At 61.5% G+C, this 26831-nt stretch carries 27 protein-coding genes and 2 tRNA genes; 18 read left to right on the top strand and 11 right to left on the bottom strand.

All coding sequences use genetic code 11. The features are described 5' to 3' along the window. Positions 1–162 precede the first annotated feature (162 nt). Complete coding sequence (locus MESS4_RS16195) at positions 163–606, bottom strand: hypothetical protein (protein ID WP_006332765.1); 444 nt, start codon at positions 604–606, stop codon at positions 163–165. A gap of 92 nt (positions 607–698) precedes the next feature. Here MESS4_RS16195 and MESS4_RS33575 point away from each other — a divergent pair, with 92 nt between their 5' ends. Further along, the gene (locus MESS4_RS33575) at positions 699–971 is read left to right on the top strand and encodes a hypothetical protein (protein ID WP_006332764.1); all 273 of its coding nucleotides are present in this window, start codon (positions 699–701) and stop codon (positions 969–971) included. On the opposite strand, the gene MESS4_RS16190 is transcribed toward MESS4_RS33575, so the two are convergent. Then, positions 946–4329, bottom strand: a complete 3384-nt coding sequence (locus MESS4_RS16190) for a DUF3971 domain-containing protein (RefSeq protein ID WP_006332762.1) — start codon at positions 4327–4329, stop codon at positions 946–948. The two genes, MESS4_RS33575 and MESS4_RS16190, sit on opposite strands and share 26 nt — an antisense overlap. A gap of 94 nt (positions 4330–4423) precedes the next feature. On the opposite strand from MESS4_RS16190, the gene MESS4_RS16185 reads away from it, so the two are divergent. From MESS4_RS16185 to MESS4_RS16140, 10 genes are all read left to right on the top strand, one after another. After that, positions 4424–4921 carry a peroxiredoxin gene (locus MESS4_RS16185; RefSeq protein ID WP_006332760.1) on the top strand — a complete coding sequence of 166 codons (498 nt, stop codon included), beginning with the start codon at positions 4424–4426 and terminating at the stop codon, positions 4919–4921. Between the two features lie 161 nt (positions 4922–5082). After that, complete coding sequence (locus tag MESS4_RS16180) at positions 5083–6387, top strand: M23 family metallopeptidase (protein WP_006332759.1); 1305 nt, start codon at positions 5083–5085, stop codon at positions 6385–6387. A gap of 119 nt (positions 6388–6506) precedes the next feature. Then, the gene (locus MESS4_RS16175; RefSeq protein ID WP_006332758.1) at positions 6507–6710 is read left to right on the top strand and encodes a hypothetical protein; all 204 of its coding nucleotides are present in this window, start codon (positions 6507–6509) and stop codon (positions 6708–6710) included. Positions 6711–6881: 171 nt separating this feature from the next. Continuing rightward, positions 6882–8048 carry an ROK family transcriptional regulator gene (locus MESS4_RS16170; protein ID WP_006332756.1) on the top strand — a complete coding sequence of 389 codons (1167 nt, stop codon included), beginning with the start codon at positions 6882–6884 and terminating at the stop codon, positions 8046–8048. A gap of 38 nt (positions 8049–8086) precedes the next feature. Then, the gene (locus MESS4_RS16165) at positions 8087–8851 is read left to right on the top strand and encodes an ATP-binding cassette domain-containing protein (RefSeq protein ID WP_036241445.1); all 765 of its coding nucleotides are present in this window, start codon (positions 8087–8089) and stop codon (positions 8849–8851) included. A 39-nt stretch (positions 8852–8890) separates the two neighbouring features. Then, positions 8891–9928, top strand: coding sequence for a sugar ABC transporter substrate-binding protein (locus tag MESS4_RS16160; RefSeq protein WP_006332754.1), 1038 nt, complete (start codon positions 8891–8893; stop codon positions 9926–9928). A 155-nt stretch (positions 9929–10083) separates the two neighbouring features. Then, positions 10084–11079 carry an ABC transporter permease gene (locus tag MESS4_RS16155; RefSeq protein ID WP_006332752.1) on the top strand — a complete coding sequence of 332 codons (996 nt, stop codon included), beginning with the start codon at positions 10084–10086 and terminating at the stop codon, positions 11077–11079. 13 nt (positions 11080–11092) lie between these two features. Next, positions 11093–11863, top strand: a complete 771-nt coding sequence (locus MESS4_RS16150; RefSeq protein WP_006332750.1) for an SDR family oxidoreductase — start codon at positions 11093–11095, stop codon at positions 11861–11863. Beyond that, a complete protein-coding gene (locus MESS4_RS34560) occupies positions 11802–12386 on the top strand; it encodes a hypothetical protein (RefSeq protein ID WP_244441143.1) in 585 nt (194 codons plus the stop codon). Before MESS4_RS16150 ends, MESS4_RS34560 begins: the two co-directional genes overlap by 62 nt. A gap of 218 nt (positions 12387–12604) precedes the next feature. Then, the gene (locus MESS4_RS16140; protein ID WP_006332744.1) at positions 12605–13792 is read left to right on the top strand and encodes an ATP-binding protein; all 1188 of its coding nucleotides are present in this window, start codon (positions 12605–12607) and stop codon (positions 13790–13792) included. Between the two features lie 25 nt (positions 13793–13817). On the opposite strand, the gene MESS4_RS16135 is transcribed toward MESS4_RS16140, so the two are convergent. Next, positions 13818–14474 (bottom strand): hypothetical protein, encoded by a 657-nt coding sequence (locus tag MESS4_RS16135; RefSeq protein ID WP_006332743.1) that lies wholly within the window; start codon positions 14472–14474, stop codon positions 13818–13820. Between the two features lie 9 nt (positions 14475–14483). Further along, a complete protein-coding gene (locus tag MESS4_RS16130) occupies positions 14484–14681 on the bottom strand; it encodes a hypothetical protein (RefSeq protein WP_006332742.1) in 198 nt (65 codons plus the stop codon). Positions 14682–14712: 31 nt separating this feature from the next. Here MESS4_RS16130 and MESS4_RS16125 point away from each other — a divergent pair, with 31 nt between their 5' ends. After that, entirely contained in the window at positions 14713–15528 is an 816-nt protein-coding gene (locus tag MESS4_RS16125) for a hypothetical protein (protein ID WP_006332741.1), read from the top strand. Between the two features lie 16 nt (positions 15529–15544). Here MESS4_RS16125 and MESS4_RS16120 read toward each other — a convergent pair. Next, positions 15545–15620, bottom strand: a tRNA-Val gene (locus tag MESS4_RS16120). Positions 15621–15837: 217 nt separating this feature from the next. Between MESS4_RS16120 and MESS4_RS16115 the strand changes: the two genes are divergently transcribed. Together MESS4_RS16115 and MESS4_RS16110 are read left to right on the top strand one after the other, a co-directional pair. After that, a tRNA-Asp gene (locus tag MESS4_RS16115) sits at positions 15838–15914 on the top strand. 232 nt (positions 15915–16146) lie between these two features. Beyond that, positions 16147–16932 (top strand): ion transporter, encoded by a 786-nt coding sequence (locus MESS4_RS16110; RefSeq protein ID WP_006332740.1) that lies wholly within the window; start codon positions 16147–16149, stop codon positions 16930–16932. Positions 16933–16990: 58 nt separating this feature from the next. On the opposite strand, the gene rbsK is transcribed toward MESS4_RS16110, so the two are convergent. The 3 genes from rbsK to ugpC are packed head-to-tail and all read right to left on the bottom strand — an operon-like array spanning position 16991 to position 19466. Beyond that, positions 16991–17914, bottom strand: a complete 924-nt coding sequence (gene rbsK / locus MESS4_RS16105) for a ribokinase (protein ID WP_006332739.1) — start codon at positions 17912–17914, stop codon at positions 16991–16993. Positions 17915–17918: 4 nt separating this feature from the next. Continuing rightward, a complete protein-coding gene (locus tag MESS4_RS16100; RefSeq protein ID WP_006332738.1) occupies positions 17919–18371 on the bottom strand; it encodes an RbsD/FucU family protein in 453 nt (150 codons plus the stop codon). A 36-nt stretch (positions 18372–18407) separates the two neighbouring features. Continuing rightward, the gene (gene ugpC, locus MESS4_RS16095) at positions 18408–19466 is read right to left on the bottom strand and encodes a sn-glycerol-3-phosphate ABC transporter ATP-binding protein UgpC (protein ID WP_006332737.1); all 1059 of its coding nucleotides are present in this window, start codon (positions 19464–19466) and stop codon (positions 18408–18410) included. Positions 19467–19758: 292 nt separating this feature from the next. Here ugpC and MESS4_RS16090 point away from each other — a divergent pair, with 292 nt between their 5' ends. The 3 genes from MESS4_RS16090 to MESS4_RS16080 all read left to right on the top strand — a co-directional run bounded on the left by MESS4_RS16090 (position 19759) and on the right by MESS4_RS16080 (position 23595). Further along, complete coding sequence (locus MESS4_RS16090; protein WP_006332734.1) at positions 19759–21423, top strand: hypothetical protein; 1665 nt, start codon at positions 19759–19761, stop codon at positions 21421–21423. Between the two features lie 118 nt (positions 21424–21541). Beyond that, on the top strand, positions 21542–22666 hold the full coding sequence (locus tag MESS4_RS16085; protein WP_006332733.1) for a sugar ABC transporter permease: 1125 nt from the start codon (positions 21542–21544) through the stop codon (positions 22664–22666). An 11-nt stretch (positions 22667–22677) separates the two neighbouring features. After that, positions 22678–23595 carry a carbohydrate ABC transporter permease gene (locus MESS4_RS16080; RefSeq protein WP_006332732.1) on the top strand — a complete coding sequence of 306 codons (918 nt, stop codon included), beginning with the start codon at positions 22678–22680 and terminating at the stop codon, positions 23593–23595. A gap of 240 nt (positions 23596–23835) precedes the next feature. Here MESS4_RS16080 and MESS4_RS16075 read toward each other — a convergent pair whose 3' ends face one another. Next, positions 23836–24579, bottom strand: a complete 744-nt coding sequence (locus MESS4_RS16075; protein WP_006332731.1) for a creatininase family protein — start codon at positions 24577–24579, stop codon at positions 23836–23838. 6 nt (positions 24580–24585) lie between these two features. Continuing rightward, positions 24586–25152 carry a 6-phospho-3-hexuloisomerase gene (hxlB, locus tag MESS4_RS16070; protein ID WP_036241452.1) on the bottom strand — a complete coding sequence of 189 codons (567 nt, stop codon included), beginning with the start codon at positions 25150–25152 and terminating at the stop codon, positions 24586–24588. A 188-nt stretch (positions 25153–25340) separates the two neighbouring features. On the opposite strand from hxlB, the gene MESS4_RS16065 reads away from it, so the two are divergent. Continuing rightward, positions 25341–26363: an aldo/keto reductase gene (locus MESS4_RS16065; RefSeq protein ID WP_006332726.1), complete on the top strand. Its 1023-nt coding sequence runs from the start codon at positions 25341–25343 to the stop codon at positions 26361–26363. Positions 26364–26442: 79 nt separating this feature from the next. Here MESS4_RS16065 and MESS4_RS16060 read toward each other — a convergent pair whose 3' ends face one another. After that, entirely contained in the window at positions 26443–26715 is a 273-nt protein-coding gene (locus MESS4_RS16060; protein WP_006201846.1) for an HU family DNA-binding protein, read from the bottom strand. Positions 26716–26831: the final 116 nt, after the last annotated feature.

The following is a 26831-nucleotide window of genomic DNA, read 5'->3' as shown; positions in this document are numbered from 1 at the left end:
AATCAGATTCGCTATGAGGTAGCGCTACGGCGAAATAGGCGGGCGCCCCCGAATTTGGTAAGGAAACAAAGCGATAGCGCTGAGATATGAACTCAACGGATCCCGCCGAAATGCCAGAGATCGGAAGCGCCACCGCTTGTCCCTGAATACGCTATGTTGCGTTCAACGGCATCGCTTAAAGATCTGTTGTCCGAGTGCCACTAGGTCGTTCGAATCAAGGCTTTCGGCTACGAAGTCCTCGTAGAGGTTCGTAAGGTCCCACAAGCACTCAAGATCTCGACGCGTCGGCACTACAACAACTGTCCGGCCAGCAGGAATAACCTGACTGTCCGCTTCATCGTCGAACGTCACCGCGACCTCATCGCCCTCGATTGGGATAAGGCCACAGTCTTCAGAAGAATTGATTTTCCCCGTCACCCCCGCGGCTTCAAGAATTTGCTTGCGATTGGCATCGCCTTGCTCGGTCCAATTACTTGTAAATGCGGCAAGGTCGCTTACCGCCTGCGCCGACGGAGCAGGCGACGTTGGGTTGTCCTTTGCCCAGCGAAGTCTGACAATGAGGCTCCCCATATCTTCTGGAACTGCGTCAACGACGATGGCGGCCATGCCCTGTCTCCTGCTCTGTTCCACTACTTTGAAAATCTAGCATCACATGGCCAGCGTTTTTCAACAACTGGTTCTTATACGCAGCTGGATCGTTGCAAGAATTTGCAGGTGTCCAAGCACGCATAACCAAGAAAACTGACGGGCAAATCGATGTTGTCGCTGCAGTCGACCCCTTCTTGGTGGTTATCGCCGATGGAATGACCGACGATATGAGGCGCAAAGCCGCTGTTGGGTCAGCGCCTCAGGAAGGTCGCCTGGGTCATGGGCGCGAATTCGGCCGCGCAAACGAGCGTCCGCTACGGGTCGAACTCGATCGTTTAGGAGCGATTGGGTTTGACCTCATCGATACTCAAAAATCGACCTGAAAATCCCGGGCGCGATCACCGACAGCGGATTGACGTCCAGTTTCGGCTTGTTGGCATTGCCCCTGAGCCTATAGGTCACGCCGATCAGGCCGCGATCCCGGCCATTGCCGAGTAGCGCGCCGAACAGCGGCAACTCGCCGAAGATGCGATTGAGACCGTAGACCGGCATGAATGTGCCGGTCATGTCCATATTGTTGTTCCGGTCGTAGAGCGTGCCCTGGAAGGTGGTGCCGATGCGCGGGCCGCGCAGCACGCCATTGGCCAGCTTCACGTAGCCGGCGCCCTTGTCGATCTCGGCAAAGCCGCGCTCGAATTTTACCCTCGAGGTGTCGATGTCGGCCTTGACCGCCTCGTTCAGGCTGCGGCTGTCGCCGGGCGGCGTGGTCGATACTAGCGAGGCGAGTTTCGGCTCGTTGACGACAAAGAAGTTGCTGGTGTCGATCTGACCCTTCATCGGTCCGTCGCTGGCCCCGGCGAGCGCCAGCGTGATCGACCCGCCCTCCATGTGCTCGTAGATGTTGAGGAAGCGCAGGATCGCGCCGGCATCGGCCGACTTCATGTTGAGCGCGCGCCTGCCGTCGCCGGTCGTGTTGCTGATGGTTATGGCGGCGCCGGAGCTTGCCGTGGCGCTGACCTTGAGCCCGTTCACCCTGGAACCGGCAGCGCTGTAGTCGAGCTTCAGGTTCGACAGAACCTCGCCGTGGAAACCGGTCAGGGAATTGACATCGGCGCTGACGGAAATCGCGTCGGAGCCGGTGGTCTTGGTGGCGGTGTCGACATCGGAGGTGAATTGCTTGATCAGCGAGCGGGCGTCCAGCGCATTGCCGATGACATCGACCGCATAGCCCTTGCCCGATCGCTTGACCGACACGGCGACATCATCGCCCCGGTTCAACGTGACCTTGCTGAACCGTGCCGACGACAAGGCGCCGTTGACCAGCACCACGTCGCCGTCGATGGTGAAGCTCTTTCCGTCGAGGTTGAAATCCGACAGCGTCGTGGTGTCACCGGACTTGGTCATGGCGAAGGTGACATTGGCGGGGATACCGGGCCCCTTGCTCCAGCCGGCCCAGGGAATGTCCAGCCTGGCGTTGGTCAGGTCGGCCGAGACGTTCTGGTAGCCGCCGCCGCTCTTGTCGATCGCAACCTTGATGGTTCCCGAAAGCAGCGTCGACAGGCCAGGCATGGCGGTGGCGCGCATCTTGTCGTCGAGCACCATCGCCACTTTCCGGCTCGGCGGCGGCCCATCGTCCCTCAGCGGCTCGATCAGGTTGAGCTCCGCTGGAAGGCCATTCAGCAGCGCCTTGGCGGAGATGACGGCCTTATCGGGTTCGACCGTGATCGAGCCGTCGGCCTGCGTGACGGTCTGGCCTTCGAACGGTTTGCCCAGCGACAGATCCTTGTAGTCCAGCTCCACCAGCCAATCGAGTTTCGAGGTGTCGACGCCGGATTGCAGCGGAATGTCCGCCTTGACGTGGCCGGTCACCGTGCCGGACAGGTCGTCCGGCAGCAGGCCGACATGGCGCATGGCGTTGATCGGCTCGTAGGAGGCGAGCTCGGCGATTGCCGGCGCCTCACCGGCGACGTCGATGTCGAGCGCGCCGATCACCGGCGGGCGGTTCGCCGCCTTCACCGTCAGCGTGCCATTGCTTGCCGCCACGGTGCGGCCGCTCGGCATATAGACGCTGCCGGAGGACAAGGCGACATCGACATCGTTGCCGTGGAAGGAGACAACGCCGACGGCATCGCGGATGGGCGGAATGCGGCCAGCCGTATCGAAGCGCGAGCCCTCGATCTGGAAACGGCCGAAAACTTCATCGGCGGAAAGCGGCACCCCGTTGCCGAGACGCCCCGGCACCACCTGGAACTGCAGATTGGCATCGACGACACGGCCGCCGAACAGGTTTTTCAGCACCCACAGCCGGGCGTTCTTGGCGGAAAACCACGGCCACAATTGCTTGACATGCGAGACCGGCATGTCGTGGACGTTGAAGGCGACCGATATGCCCGGGGCCTTGCCGTCAACGAACGTCACCGAGGCCGTGCCCAGCGCTTCGCTCGCGGACCCGGATCTGATCCCGATCTGCTCGGCGACGAGCTTGTGGCTCTCGGGCTGGTAGACGCCGGCGACGCGGGCGATGAAATTGAGCCCCGGTTCGGGCGATTCCGAAGGCGCCAGCGTCGAACCGTCGCTGGTCAGATCGTAACGGTAGGACGGCTGCTCGCCCGCTGTTCCGGTGGCCGGCTTCGGGCCGATCGAACCGGCAAAATCGAATGTCGAACGGCCGGTCTTCAAAAGCAGCTTGTCGACCTGGATCTTGTTCGAGCCGGCGACAAGCGTCGCATCGAGGTCGACATCGGCCGGAAGCAAGCCGCGCTGGCCGAGATCGAGCACGGAACCGGCTGAAGTCAATGAGGCCGTCAGCCGCGATGCATTCTCGCCAAACCCTTGCGATCCCGCCAGCTTCAGGGCGACCGCGCCCATCTTCCCGCCTGACGCTCCTGCCGCGTCGGCGGCATCCGCCATCTTGACGCTGGCGTCCAGCGCGGTCACACGGCGGGTCGTGATGTCGCGGGTGGCGGAAGCGGCGAAGGTGAGCGTTCTGCCGTCGACCTCGGCGTTGGATGAAAACTCCATGCCGCCCGGCCCCGATTGCGAGACGGAGGCGTCGGTGATCCTGACCAGTTTGACCGATCCGGCCTCCGGCAGCACGAGGTCGACATTGCTGAGGTCGATCTGCCGCATCGAATCCTCGCGCACCGCGTCGAGTGCGTGGTTGATTTTGGAGAAGACCGCTTCGGACAGTTTTTCCGGATCGATGAGGCCATCTTCATTGCGCAGCGCCGCCGTCCAGTCGCCGCCCGACGGCATCGCCGCCATGACGATATGCGCATCGGAAATCCTGGCGCTGGTAAGCCGCACCTCGCCCGAAAGCAGCGGTATCAGCCTGATGCCGAAGCGGACCCGCCCGGCATCGGCCATCGGCTTGCCGTCGGCGGTCTTGAGGCTGACATCGTTGACCTGAAGAGCGATGAAGCTCGATCCATCGAGCGTGAGGCGAGCCGGTCCGGCTTCGACATTGACGTCGACGCCGGCCAGTTTCTCGATGGCCGTTTCGGCTTCCGCCCGCAACCGCTCGGAGCCGACGCCCGATACGCCGATCATATACACCGCGGCGGCGGCCAGCAGCACAAGGGCGACAAAGCCGGCGAACAGCCGCGCTATGACGCGAACGCCGCGGCCGATCGACGCCTGGCCGAGTGGCGGTACGCGGCACGCGGACGGGAATGCCCCCAGGTCGGTGATATCACCACGCCTGAATCTGATCTTCTCGTGCTGCGGTTGCTCCTGATCCACCAATTTTCCGTTCTAAGAACTCGATCGTGGACGAATCCCCGCTCGACATTATATCGATGAGGCTGCGCGCGTAACCACAAACAAGGGCATCGATATGGCTGATCTCAAGGTGGGCGATCTTGCGCCACGGTTCGACCTTCCCCGCGACGGCGGCGGCTCGCTCAGCCTCGCGGCATTGCTGGGCAAGCCGGTCGTGCTCTATTTCTATCCGCAGGACGACACCACAGGCTGCACGACCGAGGCGATCAGCTTTTCGCAGTTGAAGCCGGAATTCGAGAAGTCCGGCGCCGTGGTGATCGGCCTGTCGCCGGACAGCGTCAAGAAGCATGACAAGTTCAAGTCGAAATACGATCTCACCGTCGATCTGGTCGCCGACGAGGAACGCAAGGCGATCGAGGCCTACCATCTGTGGGTCGAGAAGACGATGTATGGCCGCAAATATATGGGCGTCGAACGCGCCACCTTCCTGATCGGCCGCGACGGCCGGATTGCCGGGATCTGGCGGCAGGTCCGGGTAAAGGGTCATGCCGAGGCGGTGCTGGAGGCGGCGCGCGCGCTTTTAACGCCGGCGTCTGCCGCTCCAGGACATTAAAAGACTGTCGCGGAGCGTGACAGCACAACAGGCGCCTCATCTCGCTTTGCCAATCGGGCTGCACCCATGAATTGCAAGCGGTTGTGCGAAAGCAACCGACCGTTAACCTTAATGATGTGTAATGAGGCTCGTCGTTGGTGTCGTAACGAAAGCTTGGTCCCGTGAACGTAACCGGTCAGTCAGCGGTCTTCGGCAGGCGCAAGGAGCCCCACACGGTCATCATCGCCCGGGGCGACGAGATAAGGCACTTCACCATACGGCCATGGGTTGCCGCATTTTGCGGCTCGGCGCTGGCGGCGATTGTCATAGGTTACCTGCTGGCGACCTCCTACCTAGTGCTGCGCGACGACCTGATCGGCGCCACCACCGCACGGCAGGCGCGCATGCAGCAGGCTTACGAGGATCGCATCTCGGCGCTGCGCGCCCAGGTTGACCGGATCACCAGCCGCCAGCTTCTCGACCAGCAACTCATGGAAACCAAAGTCGGCGAGCTGCTGGAACGCCAGAGCCAGCTCAGCCAGCGCCATGGCCGCATCGGACCGATCCTCGACCGCGCCGAGAGCGAAGTCGGAACGCCGCCCGCGGCAAGCACCGCGGCAGCCGCAAAGCCGGACCAGCGCGCCGACGCCACCGTTGCGCAGCCACAGGCCTATACGGTTGCCAGCCTTGGTGCCGGTTTGGGCACCAGCTCGGGTACCGGCGACAGCAGGCCGTTCTCCCTATGGTCGACCCGCTCCGATCCGCTGCCCAGCGACACCGCTGCCGACCGTGCCGACAAGCTCTTCGTTTCGATCAACGAATCGCTCAAGGCCATCGAAACCCAGCAGCTCACCCGCATCGCCACGTTTGCCGACAACGCCTACAAAAACGCCGATGCGATCTCGCAGGCGCTCGAGGCGGCTGGCCTGCCGGTCGACAGCGACTTCGGCGACGAACGCGACGTCGGCGGCCCGCTGATCCCCGTCGACAGCTCGATGATGTTCGACAGCAAGGTCAAGGAACTCGACGAAGCGCTGGACGCGCTCGACCACCTCAAAAAGGAGGCGCGGCGCCTGCCGCTCGCCAACCCCGCCCCCAGCCGTTCCGTCACCAGCCCATTCGGCGCGCGCACCGATCCGATCCTCGGCACCGCGGCGCTGCATTCGGGCATGGATTTCAGGGCGCCGATGGGCATGCCCGCCAAAGTCACCGCGCCGGGCGTCGTCGTCAAGGCCGGCTGGAACGGCGGCTATGGCCGCATGGTCGAGGTCGATCACGGCCAGGGTTTTGCGACGCGCTATGCGCATCTCAGCGAAATCGACGTGAAGGTCGGCCAGAAGCTCGAGGCCGGCGACGTCATCGGCAAAACCGGCAGCAGCGGCCGCTCGACCGGCCCGCATCTGCACTACGAGGTCCGCCACAATGGCGAGGCAATCGATCCTCTGCGCTTCCTGACGGTAGGCAAGAAGGTCGCGCAATATCTCTGAGCGATTGCCCGACCCGGCGGTCCACGCTCGACCAGGCATGATCGCTCATAAGTTGCATGGAACATAATCCCCTCCCAAAAGTTGTTGGTGACACACCAATCGACCGATGGAGGGCTGGAATGACTGAAACACTCAGGACCGATCACATCTACCTGCGGGCATATTTCCTGGCCGAGAGCGGGGCCCATAACCGCCCTGCCGAAATCGTCGCCATGCTCGTCGCCGAAGGCTATCCGGAAGCGGCCGAATTGCTGAACACCGACAATATCCGTGCTGATCTCAGCCGTGTTTGCGAAGTCGCCACGGAAGAGCCCTCCCCATAAGCCACGCTTCATCCTAAACGCTGCGAGCGATTGATCGGTATCGGGATGATGGTCAATGACGGGCTCGAAGCGCCGGCATCTTGCGCCACGGTCATTGGTCATTATTTTTGAATTCCATTTGACTGAATAAATCTTTGGTGCGAACCTGCGCTCTCCTAAGGGACGCAAGGCATGGCACTGCGGGGGACCAATCAGGAGTTCGGGCGGCCTTACAACAGGCGCATCGTGCTCGAATCCATCCGCCTTCATGGCCCCATTGCCCGCGGCGACATAGCGAGGCGGGTCGGGCTCACCGTCCAGACGGTTTCAACCATCGTTCGCGAGTTGGAGGAGCACGGCTATGTCCTGTCCGTGCGCGAGGAGCCGCGAGGTCGCGGCCTGCCTCCGGCAACGCTCAGGATCAACCCGGAAGGCGGCTATGCCGTCGGCATCCACATCACCCCCCTCGGGATCGACGCGGCCCTGACCAACCTCAGCGGCGACGTGATCGAGAGCGCGCACCGTGAAGCGCCGAATGCGACACCCGATCTTGCCTTCGACCTGATCGGGGCAATGGTCAATGATTTGACCGGCTTACGTCCCGGCGGCCGCGTTCTCGGCATCGGCATGGCGTTGCCCGGCCCGTTCGGGGTGGAATCCATGAGCTTTGTCGGGCCGACGACGATGACCGGCTGGAAGGACGTGGCGCTCAGGGAACGGCTGGCGGCTTCGACGGGATTGCCGGCCTTTTTCGAAACCGACATGGCCGCCGCGGCCATGGGCGAGCGCCTCTATGGCCTCGGGACGGGATATTCGGAATACTACTACCTCTATTTCGGTGTCGGTCTTGGCGGCGTCATGGTGCATGACGGGAGCGCATTGCGCGGCGCCTGGGGGAATGCCGGCGAGATCGGCCACATTCCCGTCGTCCCGGGCGGCGAGGCCTGTCCCTGCGGCAACCGGGGCTGCCTCGAACGCTATCTTTCGCTCGATGCGCGAGGACGCTGGAGCGGCAGCGACGCCGACTGGGTAGCCGAGATCGGCCCGATCTTCCACAACGCCATCGCTGTCGTCGAGAACCTCTTCGACCCCGAAACCGTCATCCTGGGCGGACTTGCGTCCACCGATCTGCTTGAACGGCTGGCTGGCTCGGCAACGCAGCTTCCCAACTCGGTCTCAGCCCGACGGGACCGCACCAGCCCCCGCATCATCGTCGGACGCGGCGGACAATATGCGGTGTTGCGCGGCGCCGCCGCACTTGCCGTTTCCGGAGTGCTCTCGCCGCGCTTCGGCCAGATGTTCACCGCCGAGCGCGAGCGCGGGCGGGACCTCCTGCAAGGCAAGGGGATGGCGGCATGATCGGAGCTCAGCCTGGCATGATCGGAGCTCAGCCTGGCATGAGCGAACCTCTGCTGGTGCTCGACAACGTCGCCAAGAACTATGGCGCCATCGAAGCGCTGAAAGGCATCAGTTTCTCGATCGGCAAGGGCGAGGTTGTCGCGCTTCTGGGCGACAACGGCGCCGGCAAGTCGACGCTGGTCAAGATCATAGCCGGCGGACTCGAACCCACGTCCGGCCGTATGCTGTTCGAGGGCAAGGAATTCCTGGCCAGGTCCCCGGCCGAGGCCAAGGCCGCGGGCATCGAGACCGTCTACCAGGACCTTTCGCTTTGCACCAATGTCGACGTGGTGGCCAATTTCTTCATGGGCCGCGAGATCACCAGGAAGGTTCTCGGCGTTCCCGTGCTCGACGAACGCGCCATGGAGCTAGTCGTCCAGAAGGCCCTGGCCAGCGCCGGTACCCGCATCCCTTCGCTGCGCACCAATGTCGAGCATCTTTCGGGCGGCCAGCGGCAGGCTATTGAACTCAACCGGTTCGTGCATTTTGGCGGCAAGCTCGTCCTTCTCGACGAGCCGTTCGCCGCACTCGGCGTCGAACAGACGCGGCGCGGCCTCGACATGATCCGCCAGGTGGCGAGCCAGGGCATCGGCGTCGTCATCATCACCCATATCATGCAACAGGCCTTCCAGGTCGCCGACCGGATCGTGGTGATCCGGCAAGGCGTCGTGGCCGGCGATGTCGCGCGCAATAAAACAAGTCCCGACGCGGTGATCAACATGATCACCGGTGAGACGCTTGCCGGTGCCGGACCGGCTGGCTGAGGGACAAAAGAGGGGTCCGGCGTTAGAGGAGCGAACGACATGAAAATACTTCTTTCCGTCTTCGGTATCCTGGCACTGGCCTTTGCCACGCTCATGCCGGCATTCGCACAGTCCAAGGGCACCGTCTATTACATGGTGCCGACACTGCTCGATGAATTCCAGACCGGCTCGGTGAGTGCGCTGGAACTCTTCCTGAAGCAGACCGGCTATGAGATGAAGACGCTGAACGCCGACAACAAGACCGACGCCCAGCAATCGCAGATGAACGACGTCATCGCGCTAAAACCGTCGGCGATCATTCTCGCCGCCGTCGATTTCAATGCGTTGAAGCCATCCATCGAGGCGGCCCGCGCGGCCGGCATCCCGGTGGTCGAATTCGACCGCCAGATAACCTCGACCCCGTCCGACTTCACATCGGTCGCCGGAACCGTCGAGATCGGCTACGTCGCCGCCGAGCAGGCCGAGAAACTGCTGACCGCCAAGAACGGCTCGGTGAAGGGAAAAATCCTGCAGGTGCTCGGTGATCCCGGCGACCCCTACACGCTCGACATCCAGAAGGGTTTCGAGGAGAAGATGAAGGCGTTCCCGGACGTCAAGATCATCTCGCTGCCGGCGATGCAATGGGCGGCGGATGCAGCCGGGACCATCGTCAACGACCAGATGCTCGCCAACCCCGACATCGACCTGATCTTCAGCCACGCCGCGCATCTCTCGGTCGCCGCCGTCGCCTCGCTCGAGGCCGCCGGCAAGAAGCCGGGCGACGTGATGATGATGAGCTCGAACGGCGCGCCGGTCGGCCTCGACCTGATCCGCAAGGGCTGGCTCAACGTCGAAGTCGAGCAGCCGCTCTACGCGCAGGCCGCGGCGGTAGCCATGTTCATGGACAAGATCGTCAACAAGCAGGAGATCAAGCCGGGCGAGTACGAAGTGCTCGGCCTGAAGTCGACCGTGACCAAGGAAGCCTGGGGACCGAACATCAAGATCCCGGGTGCCGCGATCACCAAGGAAAACGTCGACAATCCGGCCTTCTGGGGCAATCTGAAGCCGCCATCGGATACAGTGAAGCCGGTCGAATAAACACCGTTGCCTGGAGCTTCGGGCCATCGGCCCGGAGCTTTCACTCTACAGCGCTGCGCGTCGGAACAGACGCGCAGGGCCGCTGTGGCAATTCAATCCGCGCATGATCCGACGACAGAATCGATTATTGGATCAAGCGCCAACCGGATCCGCCCATGAATCCCCGCACACGCCAAGTCCTCGAGTTCGTCCTCGACAACCTTGTCTGGTTCATGCTGGTCTTCGTGCTGGTGATCTTCTCCATCTTCGTTCCGAACTATTTCCAACTCGGCATATTCGCCAACATCATCGAGGCGTCGAGCGTGCTTGGCGTGATGTCGATCGGCCTGGCGCTGGTCATCATCGCCGGACATATGGACCTGTCGGTCGAGTCCGTGGCGGCGCTCAGCGCCATGGCGGTCGGCATCCTGTTCTGCTCGTCGGGCATCGGCCTTGGCATTCAACTGCGTCCCGAATGGCTGATGGTTCCGGTGTCGCTGCTCATCGCCGTTCTCGTCGGCGGCATCATCGGCGCCTCCAACGGGTTTCTGGTCGTGCGGCTGAAGATGAGCGCCTTCATCATAACGCTGGCGTCCTACATCTGGGTGCGCGGCCTCGTGCTGGTCATTTCGGGCGGCCGCTCGGCGCAGGATCTGGCGCCGGCGATCCGCTGGTTCGGTATCCAGCGCCTGCTTGGCCTGCCACTCACGGCGTGGATCGCCATTGCCTGCTTCGTCGTGTTTTCGCTGATCATGGCCAGGACGCCGTTCGGCAGGCATCTCGTCATGATCGGCGGCAACGAGACCGCAACCTTCCGTGCCGGCATCCGCGTGAACCGCAACCTCGTCATTGCCTTCATTCTTGCCGGCGCCATCGCCGGCCTTGCCGGCTGGCTGCTGGCGATCCGCACCTCCGGCGCCACCGCCAACCTCGGCGTCGGCCTGCTGTTCAATGCCTTTGCCGCCGTCGTCATCGGCGGCGTCAGCCTGAAGGGCGGCGTCGGCACCCTGCCCGGCGTCTATGCCGGCGTGCTTCTGCTGTCGGCCATCAACACGGCGATCAACCTGATGGGCCTGCCCGCCAACTTCACCCAGGTGATCCACGGCCTGCTGGTGCTCGCGGCCGTGCTGCTCGACGCTTTCAAGCAGACCATCCGCCAGAGACTGGCATGAGAGGGGGGCTGGCATGAGCGGGCGACTTGACGGAAAGGTCGCGCTGGTCATTGGCGCTGCCCGCGGCATCGGCAAGGCCACCGCCCTGCGTTTTGCCGAGGAGGGCGCGAAGCTGGTCGTCGCCGATACCGAGGTCGAGGCGGGGCAAGCGGCCGCGGACGAAGTGGGTGCCGCCTTCATCCGCACCGACATCTCGCGGATGGCCGATGTGGAGGCCGCCGTGGCACTTGCGCTCGACCATCACGGCCGGCTCGACATCCTGGTCCAGAATGCCGGCATCTACCCCTGGCAGCTCATCGAGAACACCAGCCCGGACGACTGGGACCGGGTGATGGCCGTCAATCTGCGCGGCACCTTCAATGCCACCCGTGCCGCGCTCGTGCCGATGAAGGCGCAGCATTTCGGCCGCATGCTCTACACCTCGTCCATCACCGGCCCGCACGTTACCAGCCCCGGTCATGGCCACTACGCCGCGACCAAGGCCGGCATCAACGGCTTCATCCGCTCGGCGGCTTTGGAATTCTCCGGCTATGGCATCACAGTCAACGGCGTCGAGCCCGGCAACATCCTGACCGAAGCGATCCAGATGCATCGCGGTCCGGCCTATATCAAGAATATGGAAGACTCCATCCCGCTCGGCCGGCTCGGCAGCCCGCGCGACGTGGCCAATGCCTTCCTGTTCCTGGCTTCGGACGACGCCAGCTACATCACCGGCACGACCATTGTCGTCGATGGCGGGCAGTTGTTGCCCGAGGGCAAGGATTTTCGGCTCTTGCCGCCGTGATCCTCGATTTCGGCAACGGTTTTTTCTCCGCCAGGCAACCGAGGCCGATCATCCGGCCCTTGCCGCGATCTGTCTCAAGACCGGCGATGCAGGAAACGATGCGACCGATCGAGAAGACGCGCTGGATCTGCTGGGCCTAATCTACACCATCCCCTACCAGGTGCTGGAACCCGACCTGGCCTTCATTGTCGATGGCCCCGCAGGCGCCTCGGGCTATCTGCTGGGCGCAGCCGATACGCATGCTTTCAACGCCAGACTGGCCGCGGAGTGGTATCCGTGCCTCCAGGCGCGTGTCGGCGACCCGGGCTCCGACCGCTCCCGCTGGCGCGGCAGCGATTGGGTCCGGCACCTGATCCACCATCCCGATTTTCTGTTCGCCAAGCGCTGGCCGCCTATCCGTCACACGGCCATATCGACCTCTTGCCGGAGGCACGCGGAAAAGGCATCGGCAGGCGCGCAATGGCTTTTCTCAAGCAGCGCCTTGCCGCGCGCGGCTCAACGGGACTTTGCCTTGTGGTCATAGCGGGTAACCATGGTGCGCTGGATTTCTACAAGGCGATTAGCTTCGAGGTGGTGCAGGATCCGGGACTGCCAAAGCATTACATCTATGTCGCTAAGCGATTGACCCTCGCCTCAGAAATTGCCGGCTAACTAGGCTCGCCAGCAGTCTCGTAGCCCAAAGCTGCCGTTGCGGGTTCTCCGACAGAGGTGTGATAGTCTGGTCAATAAAGCGGAGGGTATATGCTCAGACATGCCTTTGACGAAATAACAGCCGATCATCTTCATCAGCTTGTTGAGAACGGGGTGGAGGAAAGCCGCACTCTGGAATTCAAAGCCGACTATGGCCAGCGCAATGGACGATCACGGACCTTCGACAACGAGCAGAAAAAGGAACTGCTTGCTGATGTGTCTTCCTTTGCCAACACAGGAGGCGGCGACCTTCTGTTCGGCATCAAGGAAGAAGCCGGAAAGGCTGTCGATGTCGTCGGATTAGATTTGGCTGACCCTGATGCAGAGAAATTGAAGATCGAGAGCATTCTAAGAGACAACCTCGAACCGCCCATATCGGGGATAACCATTCGTTCGATAGGACTCGACAATGGCCATGTAGTCATTGTTGTCAGGATTCCTCGTAGCTGGATTGCCCCTCATCGTGTCAAACCGAACAGCAGGTTCTTTGCGCGACACAGCAGTGGGAAATACGCGATGGACGTGACCGAACTCCGTCAGGCGTTCACCTTCTCTGAAGCGATATCCGAGCGGATCAAGAGGTTCCGATTAGACCGCCTAGCGATGATCGAACGTGGAGAGACGCCATTTCCACTTTTGGCTGGTCCGTTGGTCGTAATCCACATCGTCCCCCTTGTCTCCTTTACAGCTCCGCCTGAAATCGCCTTTGGCACGAATGAGGCCGGGATTTCACCACCGGGTACATCTACGCAAAGCCGACACATCCGCTATTCACTTGAGGGATTTGTAAGCACAGGAGGGAGCGTCAATGACAAAGGAGATCATGCCAGCTACGGTCTCCTGTTCCGGAATGGTATTATCGAGGCAGTGGATTACCTAGGTCACTATTCGAAACAAACTAGTTTTGTGTACGCATCTGAGATCGAGGAGACGCTCTGCTACAGTGTTCCTGGCTATCTGGAACGGCTCGCGACAGAGAATATCGAGGGGCCCTACTACATTCTTGTCAGCTTGATCCGTCTCGCTGGCTATCGACTGAACTATGGGCAACATGACACGATAAGGGAACCTAGGAATCACGCGCCATCACCCAATGTGCTTTTACCTGACCGCGCCATAACTGGAACCTATGAAATTCAGGACGCGAGAAAACTAAGTGACCTCATCCACAATGCCTTCGGCCTAAAGCAATCCCATGGTTTTATAGAGGAGGATGGCAAATTGAAACTAAGGCGATGACCACTGGGAGTGGCGAAGGCAGAATTCACGAATCCGAGAGGGGCATCTCAGTAGGCATAACGGGCTTAACTTGGACGAGCTGCCAGCGGACATAATTTTTGTGACCGCATTTGCAATCAAAATCAGCGATGCCCTTTCGGTCCATTTCCAACAGCCAACGTTCTGGAAACAGCGTTTCATCGCCGCAGGATTCACACTTAACGCCAATGGTGACAGACTCGAACTCAAACGAACCTTCGTTCAAATGGGCGCGCCACCTCTCCTTGCAGCTGGGATTTACGCAATTGAAGATCTTGCCGTCGGATAGGAGTTTTTCCTTTCTTTTGTTCCGTCGACCGCAATAGCAGTCGAATTCAACTTGGCTACCGATTCCAGAAGATACCATCGTTCCATTCTGGAGATTTTTTAGTTCTGACAGAGCCTCGCCAATCTTGTTGCTGATTTTTCTAATCTCTCCATAGGTCTCTACCTTATCACTCTTGGATTCTGGAAGGCTGACGTGAAGAAATGAAGATAGTGCTTGCCAGAGCTTGCCCATCCGCTTTGGATCAAAGCCTACTTGATTTCCGATTTCGACAAAATTTTGCTTCTGGTAGCCGGAAGCAGTCTCTGGAGGATTCGCTTTATCAACAGGCTTCTCTGACATCGAGCGTGTTAGCGAGGATGCGATCGTCTCATCCACCTCTTGTAATCATGTGTTGACGACATACTGAGGCTGCCACCTTTTGAGGTCATCATGCGAGATGTAGTCGTGGGCATTTCTCAGCCGCTCATAGCAAATGCGCTCGATTGCTAGCCTGCATTCCAACGCAGCGTAGGTAAGGGATTCGGGCGTGTCCTGGTTCAGCAGCTCTTCTATCTTTGCCGTGTATTGCTTAAGCCAGATCATCGATTCGCCTGTCCTGGTGGGGAGCAGAACCATGCCCAGTATCGATTTTCGCTACAATGCCCGAGAGCATGTCAAACAGGCGAAGGAATTCGCTGCATCCGACAACGAGGCGATGCTCCGCGCTGCCTGTTTGGAACTCCGAATGGCGATCGAAAGCCTCGTCTACGATCTCTTGCAAACCTATCTCGCTGAGGTTTCCAACTCGGTCATGGAGAAGTGGCAACCAAAGCAGGTGATGGATGAATTGCTCTACATCGATCCGAATGCGGATAAAACTTCATCGATTTCTGTTGGCTTAGAAGAGAAATATGGCGTGCCCGCCAAGGTCATGAAATCATTGGGCGAAGACAAAAGGTTCAGGGTGAAGTGGGCGAACAAAGCTCATAATGCACTTGGCAGCTATCTTCATGAGCCGACGATTTCTCAACATAGAGCCGGCTTGGGTAACCTTTCGCAGAAGATGCGCAAGACGATAGAGGACACTGTTTGCGTTTTAGACGACGTTCTCTCTTCCCCTGTGTTCAATGTCAATTTCGCCGTATTCGACGAATTCAAATGCCAATGTGGTTTTTTGATCCAGCGAAAAAAGGGATTCCTTGAAGGCGGCAAGATACTGAGTTGCATTAGTTGTGGAATGATTTTTGAGCACTGGTTCGATGAGAAAACCAAGAATCGGCTCTGTGCCCCCAAGGGCTATTCCTACAATTGTCCCAACCCCGATTGCGGATCGAAACAGCATATCTGGGCGCACAAGCTGAACACCAAGGACGAATACGCCTGTCAACAATGCGGCGACAAAATCAAGGTCGTTCAACAGTACCGTATGGAAAGGGTGATGACCGGGTAGGCAGAACAGTGATGGATGGTGGGCGATGACGGGCTCGAACCGCCGACATCTTCGGTGTAAACGAAGCGCTCTACCAACTGAGCTAATCGCCCGCTCCGGGCCGGACCTTTAAGCGGTCAGGACCGGCTTCGCAAGGCCAAATGAACGGGCAGCGCCCCAACTGCAAGCCGGTTTGGGCGACAAAGTTCGCCCTGTCAAAAAACCTTCTCCTGTTTGCTGTTATGCTGTCGCGCTCCGCTTGACACCCGCTGGCTTACCCCTTATCCAGCGGCCCAACGACGAACACGGCTGACACGTGCTCGTCCATGCGCGGGTGTAGCTCAGTTGGTTAGAGTGCCGGCCTGTCACGCCGGAGGTCGCGGGTTCGAGCCCCGTCACTCGCGCCATTCTTTTGAATGGCCTAGGTTTCCTTCATACAAAAAGTTTCGACTTTCAGTTTTCTGAGAGTTTCAACTTTTTGTATTCGTTGCGTCGCAAGCCGGCCATATGTATTTCGGAGCCTCGAACGTATTGGAGCGGACTTTCAAGTCGAACCGTGCCGCTTTTTTTGTTTGAGCATCGGATTTTCCCAAAACCGGTTCCCACTTTCGGGTCCGATGCTCTGCCGGAGAAAAAGCCTTGGACGCCCTGAAATCGCTTATCGAATCGCGCCGCTTCGACCTCGTGATCATGGTCCTGATCCTGATCAACGCCGTCACGCTCGGCCTCGAGACCTCGCCCGACGCGATTGCTGCCTTTGGTCCGCTTCTGGCGGCCATCGATCGCGCGATCCTCGGCGTCTTCGTGCTCGAACTCGCAATCCGGGTGATCGTCTTCAGGACGCATTTCTTCCGCGATCCGTGGCGCATCTTCGACCTCCTCGTCGTCGGTTTCGCGCTTATCCCCGCGACCGGTTCGCTCTCCGTGCTGAGGGCGCTGCGCATCCTGCGGGTCCTGCGCCTGATCAGCATCGTTCCGTCGCTGCGCCGTGTCGTCACCGGCTTCATCACCGCCCTGCCCGGCATGGGCTCGATCATGCTGTTGCTCGGGCTGGTGTTCTACGTCTTTGCGGTGATGGCGACGAAGCTCTACGGCGCGTCCTTTCCCGAACTCTTCGGCGGCATACCGGAATCGCTCTACACGCTTTTCCAGGTCATGACCCTCGAAGGCTGGTCGGACGGCGTGGTGCGCCCGGTCATGGAGGTTTATCCGACCGCCTGGCTGTTCTTCATCCCGTTCATCATCGCGACCTCTTTCACCGTGCTCAATCTTTTCATCGGCGTGATCGTTTCGGCGATGGAGGCAGAGCACGAGGCGGTGGAATCAGCCGACAGGGCAACGCTGCACAGCGATCAGGCCACCATCCTCGCGGAGATACAGGCGCTGCGGGCAGAGGTCCGCGAATTGTCCGGCGTTCGCGGCTAGATCGCCTCAGCCGCGGCGGACAGGCATTTCCCTGCGGGCATTACACTTGCAGCCAGTGCTATCCGGCGAGCAGCGCCTCGACCTCTTGCAGTGACGGCATCGACGGCGCGGTGCCAGGCCGCGTCACCGAAATGCCGGCGACGGCGCAGGCGAAGCGGACCGCCTGCAGCGGCTCCACGCCTTTGGCGAGTGCCGCCGCCAGGCCGCCATTGAAGGCATCGCCCGCGCCCGTCGTCTCGACCACAGGGCCGGCATTAACCACGGGAACATGGTCGGAACGGCTGGCCGTATGCAGCAGCGCGCCTCTTTCGCCAAGCGTGATGATCACCGCGCCGACGCCCTTGCCGAGCAGGCTGTCGGCGGCACGGCGGGCATCGTCGATGGAGGCAACCTTGATGCCGGTCAGTTCCTCGGCCTCGGTCTCGTTCGGCGTGACATAGTCGCAGAGCGTATAGATGCGCTCGGGCAGGCTTGCGGCCGGCGCCGGGTTGAGGATGGTCGTGACCCCTGCCCCGCGTGCGATCTCCAATGCCCGCAGTGCTGCCTCGATCGGCTGTTCGAGCTGGGTGACGAAGATGCCGGCCGATCCGATCAGACCGGCGTGGGCCTCGATGTCGGCAGGCGAAATCAGCATGGCGGCACCCGGGCTGACGATGATGGCGTTGTTGCCGGTCGCCTCCTCGACGAAGATATAGGCCGCACCGGTATAGCTCTCCGGCGTGTCGATGACCGCGTTTTTGACACCGGCCTGCGCCCAGGTCCGCCTCGCCATATCGGCAAACGGATCGACGCCAAGGCGCGTCAGAAAAGTGATATCGGCGCCGAGCCGGCCGGCCGCAACCGCCTGGTTCGAACCCTTGCCGCCGGGGCCTAGTGTGAAGGACGTGCCAAGGATCGTCTCGCCCATGCGCGGCTGCCGGGCAGCGCGATAGGCGGTGTCGGCGACGAAGACGCCCAATATGACGATCGGTTTCGCCGGCATGTCGTTACTCCGCGTCCGGCGGCACGACGCCCTTGCGGAAGGCGAAGCAGCCATAGAAGCGGCGCTCGCCGGTCTGGATGACGCAGTAGGCCTTCTTGGCGCGCTCGTAGAAGGCATAGCGCTCGACCGAGATCATCGGCCAGGCCTTGCCTTCCGCCGCATCGATTTGCTTTTGCACTTCCTTCTGCACGGGAGGAATCTCGTCCGGCTTGCCGACGATCTCCATACGGGCGGCCGCGTCGTCGACGAATGTGTCGAGCGGATAGAGCGACAGCACCGCCTTGACCACCTCGGCCGCCGGCGCGTCGATGCGCAGCAGCTTGCCGAGCACGGTCTGGCGCGCGGTCGAATCGGACGGGAAATTGGTGTCGACGATGATCAAATCGTCGCCATGCCCCATCGCCCTCAGCGCCTGAAGCACGTCGGCATTGAGCAGCGGGTTGATCCCTTTGAGCATGGCATTCCTCCCGAACGGGCCTTTTTGTTGGTAGAGTCAGATACGGCGGCCGGTCTCTGCGTCGAAGAGATGGACCTGGTCGAGCCGGGGTTTGAGGTGCAGCGTGTCGCCCGGCTTGAAGTCGTGGCGCTCGCGGAACAGCGCCACCATCTCGCCCTCGCCGAAGCGCAGGAAGACCAGCGTTTCGGAGCCGGTCGGCTCGACCACCGAAATCCTGGCCGGCACGCCGTCGGGGTGGATTTCGAGATGCTCGGGCCGCACGCCGTAGACGACATTACGGCCATCCTCCACCGCACTTTTCGCCGCAATCGGGAACGGTGTTCCGGCAATTTCGACGACGGGCTTGTCGCCCTTGCGCACGACGCCGTTGAGCAGGTTCATCGACGGCGAGCCGATGAAGCCGGCGACGAACAGATTGGCCGGCCGGTCGAACAATTCGAGCGGCGCGCCGACCTGTTCGATGCGGCCGTCGCGCATCACCACGATCTTGTCGGCCATGGTCATGGCTTCGATCTGGTCGTGCGTGACATAGATGGTGGTGGTCTTCAGCCGCTGGTGCAGTTCCTTGATCTCGGTGCGCATCTGGACGCGCAGTTTTGCATCGAGATTGGAGAGCGGCTCGTCGAACAGGAAGACCTGCGGGTTGCGCACGATGGCGCGGCCCATGGCGACGCGCTGGCGCTGCCCGCCCGAGAGCTGGCGCGGATAGCGCTTGAGATAGGGGTTGAGGTCGAGGATATCGGCGGCGCGCTTGACCCGCTCGGCGACCACCGCCGGGTCGGTTTTGCGCAGCTTGAGCGCGAAGGCCATGTTCTGCTCGACCGTCTTGTGCGGATAGAGCGCGTAATTCTGGAACACCATCGCGATGTCGCGCTTGGCCGGCGGCAGATGGTTGACGACACGGTCGCCGATGGCGATCGTGCCGCCGGAAATGGTCTCCAGCCCCGCGACCATCCTGAGCAGGGTGGACTTGCCGCATCCGGAAGGGCCGACCAGCACCACGAACTGTCCGTCGGGGATGTCGACGCTGACATCGTGCAGGACCTTGACGGTTCCGAACGCCTTGGCCACATTGCTGATCGTGACTTGAGCCATCGGCCCCCCTTTCGTTGCGGTGAAGCTAACCAACGCAAACGGCGAGGGCAAGTCGGTCTCTTATAGATAAAAACCCATTCTCGTTGACACGGCACTTGGTTGTGAGAATAGTGAATGGTGCCAGGGTCCTGGCCCCATTCCGTGCGCCGGCATGCTTGTCCGGACATCGGAGGTCGAAGCGTCGCGGGAGGGAAGTTTGGACCGCTAATTCCGGGAGCAGCTGTCTTAAGGGGAACACAATCAGCGCTCCTGTATCCGAAACAATCACCATTGGTCTTCTGGGAGGAACGAGATGAAAGTCAGCCTTTATAACCAACTTATGTGCGCGGGTGCTACTCGCCGCGATATCCTGAAGGGCGCGGCCAGCATGGCCGCGATCGCAGCCGCATCCGGCACCGGGCTCGGCGTGCTGACGCGCCCGGCCTTCGCGGCAAGCGAATTGCGCGCGCAGATCCTACAGATCCCCGGTGTCGGCAAGGGCCAGCCAACCGATGCCGATTTCCAGAAAGTCGGCGAGCTTTGCCTGGAGGCGACCAAGGCCAACGTCAAGGAAGGCGAATTCGCCGGCATCGAGCTCACCTTCATGGGCCTCAACAACCAGAACCTGCACAATGTGCTGTTTCGCGGCTTCCTGAAGCCGTGGGAGACCTATACCGGCGCCAAGATCAACTGGATCGACCTAGCGCAAGCCGACTACAACGCCCGCCTGCAGCAGTCGATCGCCACCGGCACCGTCGATTTCGACATCATCGAGATGGGCGCGCCGTTCGAGGGCGATGTCTGCGGCAAGGGCCTCACTTCCGAAATGCCGGACTGGGTCAAGGACCAGATCGACATGAAGGACGTCGTGGCCTATCTGCAGCCGCCGGTCGGCACCTGGGACGGCAAGCAGTACCGCGTCACCGTCGACGGCGACGCGCATAACTTCAACTACCGCACCGACGTGTTCGCCGATGCCGATCTCGCCAAGGCGTGGAAGGACGGCGGCGGCGAAGGTGAGTGGGGCGTGCCCAAGACCTGGCAGCAGGTGCAGGCCGTGACCAAGTTCCTCAAGGGCAAGCAGTTCCAGGGCCAGGACGTCTTCGGCTATCTCGACGCGCCCAAAGCCTGGGGCGGTTTCGGCTTCTACTTCCTCGGCAGCCGCGCCACCGCCTATGCCAAGCATCCCGACGACAAGGCCTGGCTGTTCGACGCCGACACGATGAAGCCGCGCATCAACAATCCGGCCTGGGTGCGGGCGATCCAGGACGTGATCGATGCGCTGCCTTCCGAGCCAGCCGACCAGATCAATGCCGACCCGAACACCACCGCCTTCCAGCAGTTCCTGGCCGGCACCGGTTCGATGGTCACCTGGTGGGGCGACGTCGGCTCCAACGTCAAGACCAACGACAGTTCGGTCGTCGGCGACGTCACCGGCTTCTCGATCCTGCCGGGCTCGGACGACGTCTACAATTCCAAGACCGGCGCCTGGGACAAGCTCGCCAGCGGCCCGAACCATTCGCCGAACTGCGCCTATCTCGGCTGGGGCGTCTACGTCATGGCCCGCGTCGACAGCGACGAGATGAAGAAGAAGGCGGCATGGTCCGCCGCCGCCCATCTCGGCGGCAAGGACCTGTCGATCTGGACGGCGATGTATCCATCCGGCTTCCAGCCCTACCGCAACTCCCACTTCGACATTCCCGAATGGGTGGCGGCCGGCTATGACGAAGCGTTCATCACCTCCTACCTCAAGTCTGAGGGCGACAGCTACAACCATCCGAACGCCGCGATCGAACCGCGCATCCCCGGCATCTTCCAGTATTACAGCGCCGCCGAGGACATCCTGGCCAACACATTCGCCGGCAAGATGAAGGCGCAGGAAGGCGCCGACGCCATCGCAGCCGCCTGGGAGAAGCTGACCGACCAGATCGGCCGCGACAGCCAGGTCAAGCTCTACAAGGCCTCGCTTGGCATGTAGGCTGATAGTATTGTGAACTGTGGGGTCCGGCGGCAAAAGCTGGCGGACCCCATCTTGACCGGCCTATCTTGACTGACCGGGGCCGGTCATGGAGCCTTGTTGTGAACGGACGAGACGCGTGGCTGACCAGACGACTTTGCCCACCAATGCGTGGCCGGCAAACGCCGTCCCATCCGATCTGATATCGCCGGCCCGCAAGCGGCTCGGCCGGACGGTGATGGCCGTCGCGACGCTGGGCCTTCTGGCAGTGATCGCGCTTCAGATCCTCTACAAGTCGGACGTGGACGCCATCGGTTTCGAGACCTGGCGGCCGGTCGTCTATGCCTATGTGCTGTGGGGGGTTGCCCTCGGCGTCGGCCAGGTGCTGACGCGTGGCGAGGACGGCCAGCGCGCGCTGTTCCTGCTGCCGGCGCTGCTCTTCACCATTGCCATGGTGATCTTCCCGACGCTGTTCGGCTTCTATATCGCGCTGACCGACTGGAACCTCTCTTCCTTCTCCGGCCGCAAGTTCAACGGGCTCGACAATTTCTGGCAGATGCTGGCCGACCCCTACTACCGCAACGCGCTGTTCAACATGGTGCTCTATGTGCTCGCCGTGTTCGTCGAATATGTCATCGCCTTCGGTCTCGCTCTGCTGCTCAACGCCCAGATCCGGGCGCGAAAATTCTTCCGCGTCGTCTTCCTGATGCCCTTGATGCTGTCGCCGGTCGCGGTCTCGTGGATGATTGGCAAATCGTTGATGGAATACCGGTTCGGGCCGGCGGCGACACTGGCGCGCACTCTCGGCTGGGAAAACCCCGCCTTCTTCTCAGACCCGATCACCGCCCGCATCTCGATCATGGTGCTGGATGCCTGGACCTTCATCCCGTTCATGATGATCATGCTGCTCGCCGGCCTGCAGGCGATGTCGCGCGAAGTGCTCGAGGCCGCGCGTGTCGACGGCGCCACGGCCTGGCAGACCTTTTGGCAGGTCACCTTCCCGCTGATGCTGCCGGTGTCGGTGACGGCGGTGATCCTGCGCATCATCTTCAAGCTGAAGCTTGCCGACATCATCATCACCGTCACGTCGGGCGGCCCGGGCGGTGCTACCGATTCCGTCTCGAGCTTCATCTACCGCGAGTACCGCGACCGCTCGAATGTCGGCTACGGCACCATGCTGGCGATGGCCTATCTCGTGATCATCGTCGTGTTCGTGACGTGGCTGCTGAAATTCGCCAACCGCTTCGTGCGCAACGTCAACTGACGGGTGGATCGATGAGCGTCCAGACCACCGATTATACCGCTTCCGAAATCCGCTCGCCGGCGAGCTTCCTCGCCAACCGCGTCTTCATCTACGGCGCGCTTATTTTCTGGGCCTTCATCTGCCTGTTCCCGATCTACTGGACCATAACGACCTCGTTCAAGACCGCGGTCGACGTCACCCAGGGCCATCTCATCCCCTTCGTCGACTTCCAGCCGGACTGGAAAGGCTGGCGCTCGCTCGGCCTGTCGCCGGACTCGATCTTCCAGACCTCGACGGTGCGCGAGGAATTCCTCAAACGCTTCATGAATTCGGTCATCACCTCGGTCGGCGCATCGAGCCTCGCCATCGTCATCGGCAGCCTCGCCGCCTATGGGCTCACCCGCTATCGCTATCACTTCGCCTGGTTCAAGAATGAGGATATCTCCTTCTTCTTCCTGTCGCAGCTCATCCTGCCGCCGGTCGTGCTGGCGCTACCATTCCTCGTGCTTTACCGGGAGGTCGGCCTGCTCGACACGCGCGTCGGGCTGATCCTGCTCTACACGCTGATGGTGCTGCCGATCGTCATCTGGATCATGCGCGACCAGTTCAACTCCATTCCCGTCGAACTGGAGGAAGCGGCCCTCGTCGACGGCCTGTCGATCTGGGGCGCCTTCTTCCGCATCGTCATGCCGATCGCACTGCCCGGCATGGTCGCGGCCTTCATCCTGGCGATGGTGCTGTGCTGGAACGAGTATTTCTTTGCCGCGCTTCTGACCTCGACCGACGCCAAGACCATTCCCGTCATGGTGGCGAGCCAGACCGGATCGCAGGGCATCAACTGGTGGTCGATGGCAGCGCTTGCCACCGCGGCAATAGCACCGCTCGCCGTCATCGGCATCGCGCTGGAGCGCTACCTGATCATGGGCATGACGGCGGGTGCGGTGAAGTAAGCGATCGGTTGCCACGCTGGAGGGACAGCACCCCCCTCTGTCCTGGCGGCCATCTCCCCCTCAAGGGGCCTCAAGGGGGGAGATCGGCAGCTCCGCCGGCCGCGCCCTCTTATCCTGCGCTGGAGATTGGCGAAAGCCGGGATGACAGCCAATCTTCCCCCTTGCGGGGGAGATGTCCGGCAGGACAGGGGGGGTGGGAAGGATCGCTACCGAGCAGCTTTCGTCTGGCTGACGTCACGGCTAGGCCGACAGTATCGCCCGCAGATGGTCGAGGATCATGGCGACGCCCTTTTGCCCCAGTTCCGCCGAGGCTTCCGGCGCGCTCGCCGTGTACCAGCCCGTATTGTCGGCGAAGTGGCCGGCGTCCACCGCTTCGGGGCACAGCGCCAGCATCAGCGACGTCTCGCCGATGCCGGCGTGGTCGAACGGATACTGGCCGTTCATCGTGGCCGGCATCAGCGGATGCACCTGCACCCAGTTGAAGAAATTGCCGCCTTCGGCATGCTCGGCATAGTAGCCGACCATCGCCTGCGAGCCCCACCAGCCCTCGCCGCGCTCCTTTTCGAGGAAGCGGAAGATCGCTTGCCGGCCGGCGCTCTTGAAGGCGAGATCGGTCGGCATGCCGGCGGCGAAATTCTCGGTCTGGTGGTGGATGATGGCATGGACATTGCGAAAGCCGATGCGCAGCAGGCTGTAGAACAATTCCTCCGCGAACGGCGCCAGCGCGTTGCCGCCGACCTGCACCGAGCCGTTGCCTTCGGGAGGCGCCACCGCATAGCTTGCCGCGCCGTAATAAAAGGGTGGCAGGATGACGATGTCGGCGTCCTTCTCGAACAGCTCCAGCGTCTTGATGACGGCAAGCGTGTCCATGCCAACGGCCATGTGCTCGCCATGGTATTCGAGCACGCCGAGCGGCAGGGCGACCGGCCAGTTTTCGGCGATCGCCTTGCGGATCTGATGCGGCAGCATCAACTCGTAGCGCATGGGCGCCTACTCCATATTGGTGTGACGGGCGCGCATCGCTTCGGACGACATGCCGGTGATTGTCCTGAGTTTCAGCACCATCACCTCGAACAGCAGGAACAGTGCGCCTTCGAATACCGAGCCCATCGGCAGGACGGATGTCTTTTCCGGACCCTGGTCGTCGGCCATCGTCTGCGCCGGAATGAGCAAGGTGAAGTCGGCAAGCGTTGCCGCACTGCTCCCGGTCTGGGCGGTCAGCAGCAGGACGGTCGCACCCGCCTCGCGGGCGACCCGCATCAGGGTGAGCACGGTCGAGGTCTCGCCCGGCCCGGAACTGACGAGAAAGACGTCGCCCGCCGCGAGCGGCGGCGTGCTCATGTCGCCGACCACCGAGACCGGCAAGCCGAGATGGTAGAGCCGCATGGCGAAACCCTTGACCTGCAAGGCCTCGCGGCCGCAGCCATGGACGGCGATCTTTTGCGCGTCGGCCAGCATGGCGCAGGCGGCGTCGATGCGGCTTTCATCCACTCGCTCCAGCACGCCGCCAAGCTCGTTCAGCGCAATTTTGAACAGATCGGTGCCGGCGTGTGTCATGACGGTTCCGCCAGTCTGCCGGAGGCCGAAAAAGGTCTGGATTGTCTGATCATTTTTTCCCCCGAACAGCTTGTTTTTATTCATGCTATCACCGCGAAAATCCGTGTCCAACGGCGCTGCGCGCTTTTGCTGTGCCACGGGCGTGATAGTGTCATGTCAGACAAATCAACCTAGGAAACGGCAAGGACATGAGGACACGGCATTTCGACCGCATCGGCAATGGCGGCATCGATTTCACGGAACTCGGCTTCGGCACGGCGCCGCTCGGCAATCTCTACCGCGCCGTCTCCGACGAGGATGCCAATGCCACGCTGGAAGCCGCGTGGAAGGTCGGCTGCCGCTACTACGACACCGCGCCGCTCTACGGGCTCGGCCTGTCGGAAACGCGGCTCAATCCTTTCCTGCGCTCGAAAGAGCGCGACGACTACGTGCTGTCGAGCAAGGTCGGGCGCATCATGCGCGCCAGCCCGCCCGAACACCGCACCGGCATCGGCAAATTCTTCGACACGCCGTCGCGCCGGGAGGTCTACGACTACAGCTATGACGGCGTCATGCGCTCCTTCGAAGCCTCGCTGGAACGTCTCGGCGTCGACCGCATCGACATTCTGTTCGTGCATGACGTCGACATCTTCACCCATGGCAGCAAGGAAGCCTCGGACCAGCGCATCGAGGAGTTCCTGCGCTCGGGCTACTACGGACTGCTTTCGCTGCGCGACCAGGGCGTCATCAAGGCGTTCGGCGGCGGCATCAACGAATGGCCGGTTGCCCAGACGCTGGCCGAGCGCGGCGATTTCGATCTTTTCCTGCTTGCCGGGCGCTATACGCTGCTGGAGCAAGAGGCGCTGCGGTCTTTCCTGCCGCTGTGCCAGAAGCGCGGCATCGGCATTGTTCTCGGCGGCCCGTATAATTCAGGCATCCTGGCAAGCGGGCCAAAGCCCGGCGCCTTCTACAACTATTCCGAAGCGCCGCGGCACATCATCGAGCGCGTCACGCTCATCGAGGCCGTCTGCAAACGCCATGGCGTGCGGCTGATCGAGGCGGCGCTGCAATTTCCGCTGCTGCACCCTTCGGTCGTGTCAGTGATCCCCGGCGGCCAACGGCCGAGCGAGGTCGAAAGCAACCGCTCGCTGCTCGACGCCAAGCTGCCCAAGGCACTCTGGGCCGATCTCAAAAAGGAAGGCCTCATGCGCGCCGACGCGCCGACGGCTTGAAAGCCGGTCCCATCAAAGGTCCCCAATACAAAAGAAAAGCCGGGCAAGCCCGGCTTTTCTGATCTTGAAAGAAAGGGGCTTAATTGACCGCGTCCTTGAGACCCTTGCCGGCCGAAAACTTCGGCACGGTGCGCGCCGGAATCTTCACTTCCGCGCCGGTCTGAGGATTGCGGCCGGTCGACGCGGCGCGTTTTGACACGGTGAAATTTCCGAAGCCGACAAGCCGGACATCGCCGCCCTTCTTCAGTTCGCCGGTGATCACGGAAAACACCGCATCCACCGCCGACTGCGCGTCACCCTTCGAAATACTCGCGGCATCGGCGACAGCGGACACCAGTTCGTTCTTGTTCATAAAAATTCCCTTCCATGAGAAAACCGGAACCACTCGACTCATCCGGCAGGAAACGGACTTTAGAAAGAAGCGATCCGGCAACCAAGTCGAAAAGCGCCAAATAAAGCGGAAAAAGC

Origin of the sequence: Mesorhizobium sp. STM 4661, assembly GCF_000359125.1 — a bacterium.
Classification (GTDB): domain Bacteria; phylum Pseudomonadota; class Alphaproteobacteria; order Rhizobiales; family Rhizobiaceae; genus Mesorhizobium.
This window is presented reverse-complemented; position numbering and strand designations above follow the sequence as displayed.

Bases quoted from the DNA above. Each gene is read 5' to 3' on its own strand.
- MESS4_RS16140 (WP_006332744.1), top strand. From the start codon at position 12,605: ATGCTCAGACATGCCTTTGACGAAATAACAGCCGATCATCTTCATCAG.
- MESS4_RS16065 (WP_006332726.1), top strand. From the start codon at position 25,341: ATGAGGACACGGCATTTCGACCGCATCGGCAATGGCGGCATCGATTTC.
- MESS4_RS16130 (WP_006332742.1), bottom strand. From the start codon at position 14,681: ATGATCTGGCTTAAGCAATACACGGCAAAGATAGAAGAGCTGCTGAAC.
- MESS4_RS16090 (WP_006332734.1), top strand. From the start codon at position 19,759: ATGAAAGTCAGCCTTTATAACCAACTTATGTGCGCGGGTGCTACTCGC.
- MESS4_RS16175 (WP_006332758.1), top strand. From the start codon at position 6,507: ATGACTGAAACACTCAGGACCGATCACATCTACCTGCGGGCATATTTC.
- ugpC (WP_006332737.1), bottom strand. From the start codon at position 19,466: ATGGCTCAAGTCACGATCAGCAATGTGGCCAAGGCGTTCGGAACCGTC.
- MESS4_RS16195 (WP_006332765.1), bottom strand. From the start codon at position 606: ATGGCCGCCATCGTCGTTGACGCAGTTCCAGAAGATATGGGGAGCCTC.
- MESS4_RS16165 (WP_036241445.1), top strand. From the start codon at position 8,087: ATGAGCGAACCTCTGCTGGTGCTCGACAACGTCGCCAAGAACTATGGC.
- MESS4_RS16155 (WP_006332752.1), top strand. From the start codon at position 10,084: ATGAATCCCCGCACACGCCAAGTCCTCGAGTTCGTCCTCGACAACCTT.
- MESS4_RS16100 (WP_006332738.1), bottom strand. From the start codon at position 18,371: ATGCTCAAAGGGATCAACCCGCTGCTCAATGCCGACGTGCTTCAGGCG.
- MESS4_RS16160 (WP_006332754.1), top strand. From the start codon at position 8,891: ATGAAAATACTTCTTTCCGTCTTCGGTATCCTGGCACTGGCCTTTGCC.
- MESS4_RS16060 (WP_006201846.1), bottom strand. From the start codon at position 26,715: ATGAACAAGAACGAACTGGTGTCCGCTGTCGCCGATGCCGCGAGTATT.
- MESS4_RS16080 (WP_006332732.1), top strand. From the start codon at position 22,678: ATGAGCGTCCAGACCACCGATTATACCGCTTCCGAAATCCGCTCGCCG.
- MESS4_RS16125 (WP_006332741.1), top strand. From the start codon at position 14,713: ATGCCCAGTATCGATTTTCGCTACAATGCCCGAGAGCATGTCAAACAG.
- MESS4_RS16150 (WP_006332750.1), top strand. From the start codon at position 11,093: ATGAGCGGGCGACTTGACGGAAAGGTCGCGCTGGTCATTGGCGCTGCC.
- rbsK (WP_006332739.1), bottom strand. From the start codon at position 17,914: ATGCCGGCGAAACCGATCGTCATATTGGGCGTCTTCGTCGCCGACACC.
- hxlB (WP_036241452.1), bottom strand. From the start codon at position 25,152: ATGACACACGCCGGCACCGATCTGTTCAAAATTGCGCTGAACGAGCTT.
- MESS4_RS16185 (WP_006332760.1), top strand. From the start codon at position 4,424: ATGGCTGATCTCAAGGTGGGCGATCTTGCGCCACGGTTCGACCTTCCC.
- MESS4_RS16075 (WP_006332731.1), bottom strand. From the start codon at position 24,579: ATGCGCTACGAGTTGATGCTGCCGCATCAGATCCGCAAGGCGATCGCC.
- MESS4_RS16170 (WP_006332756.1), top strand. From the start codon at position 6,882: ATGGCACTGCGGGGGACCAATCAGGAGTTCGGGCGGCCTTACAACAGG.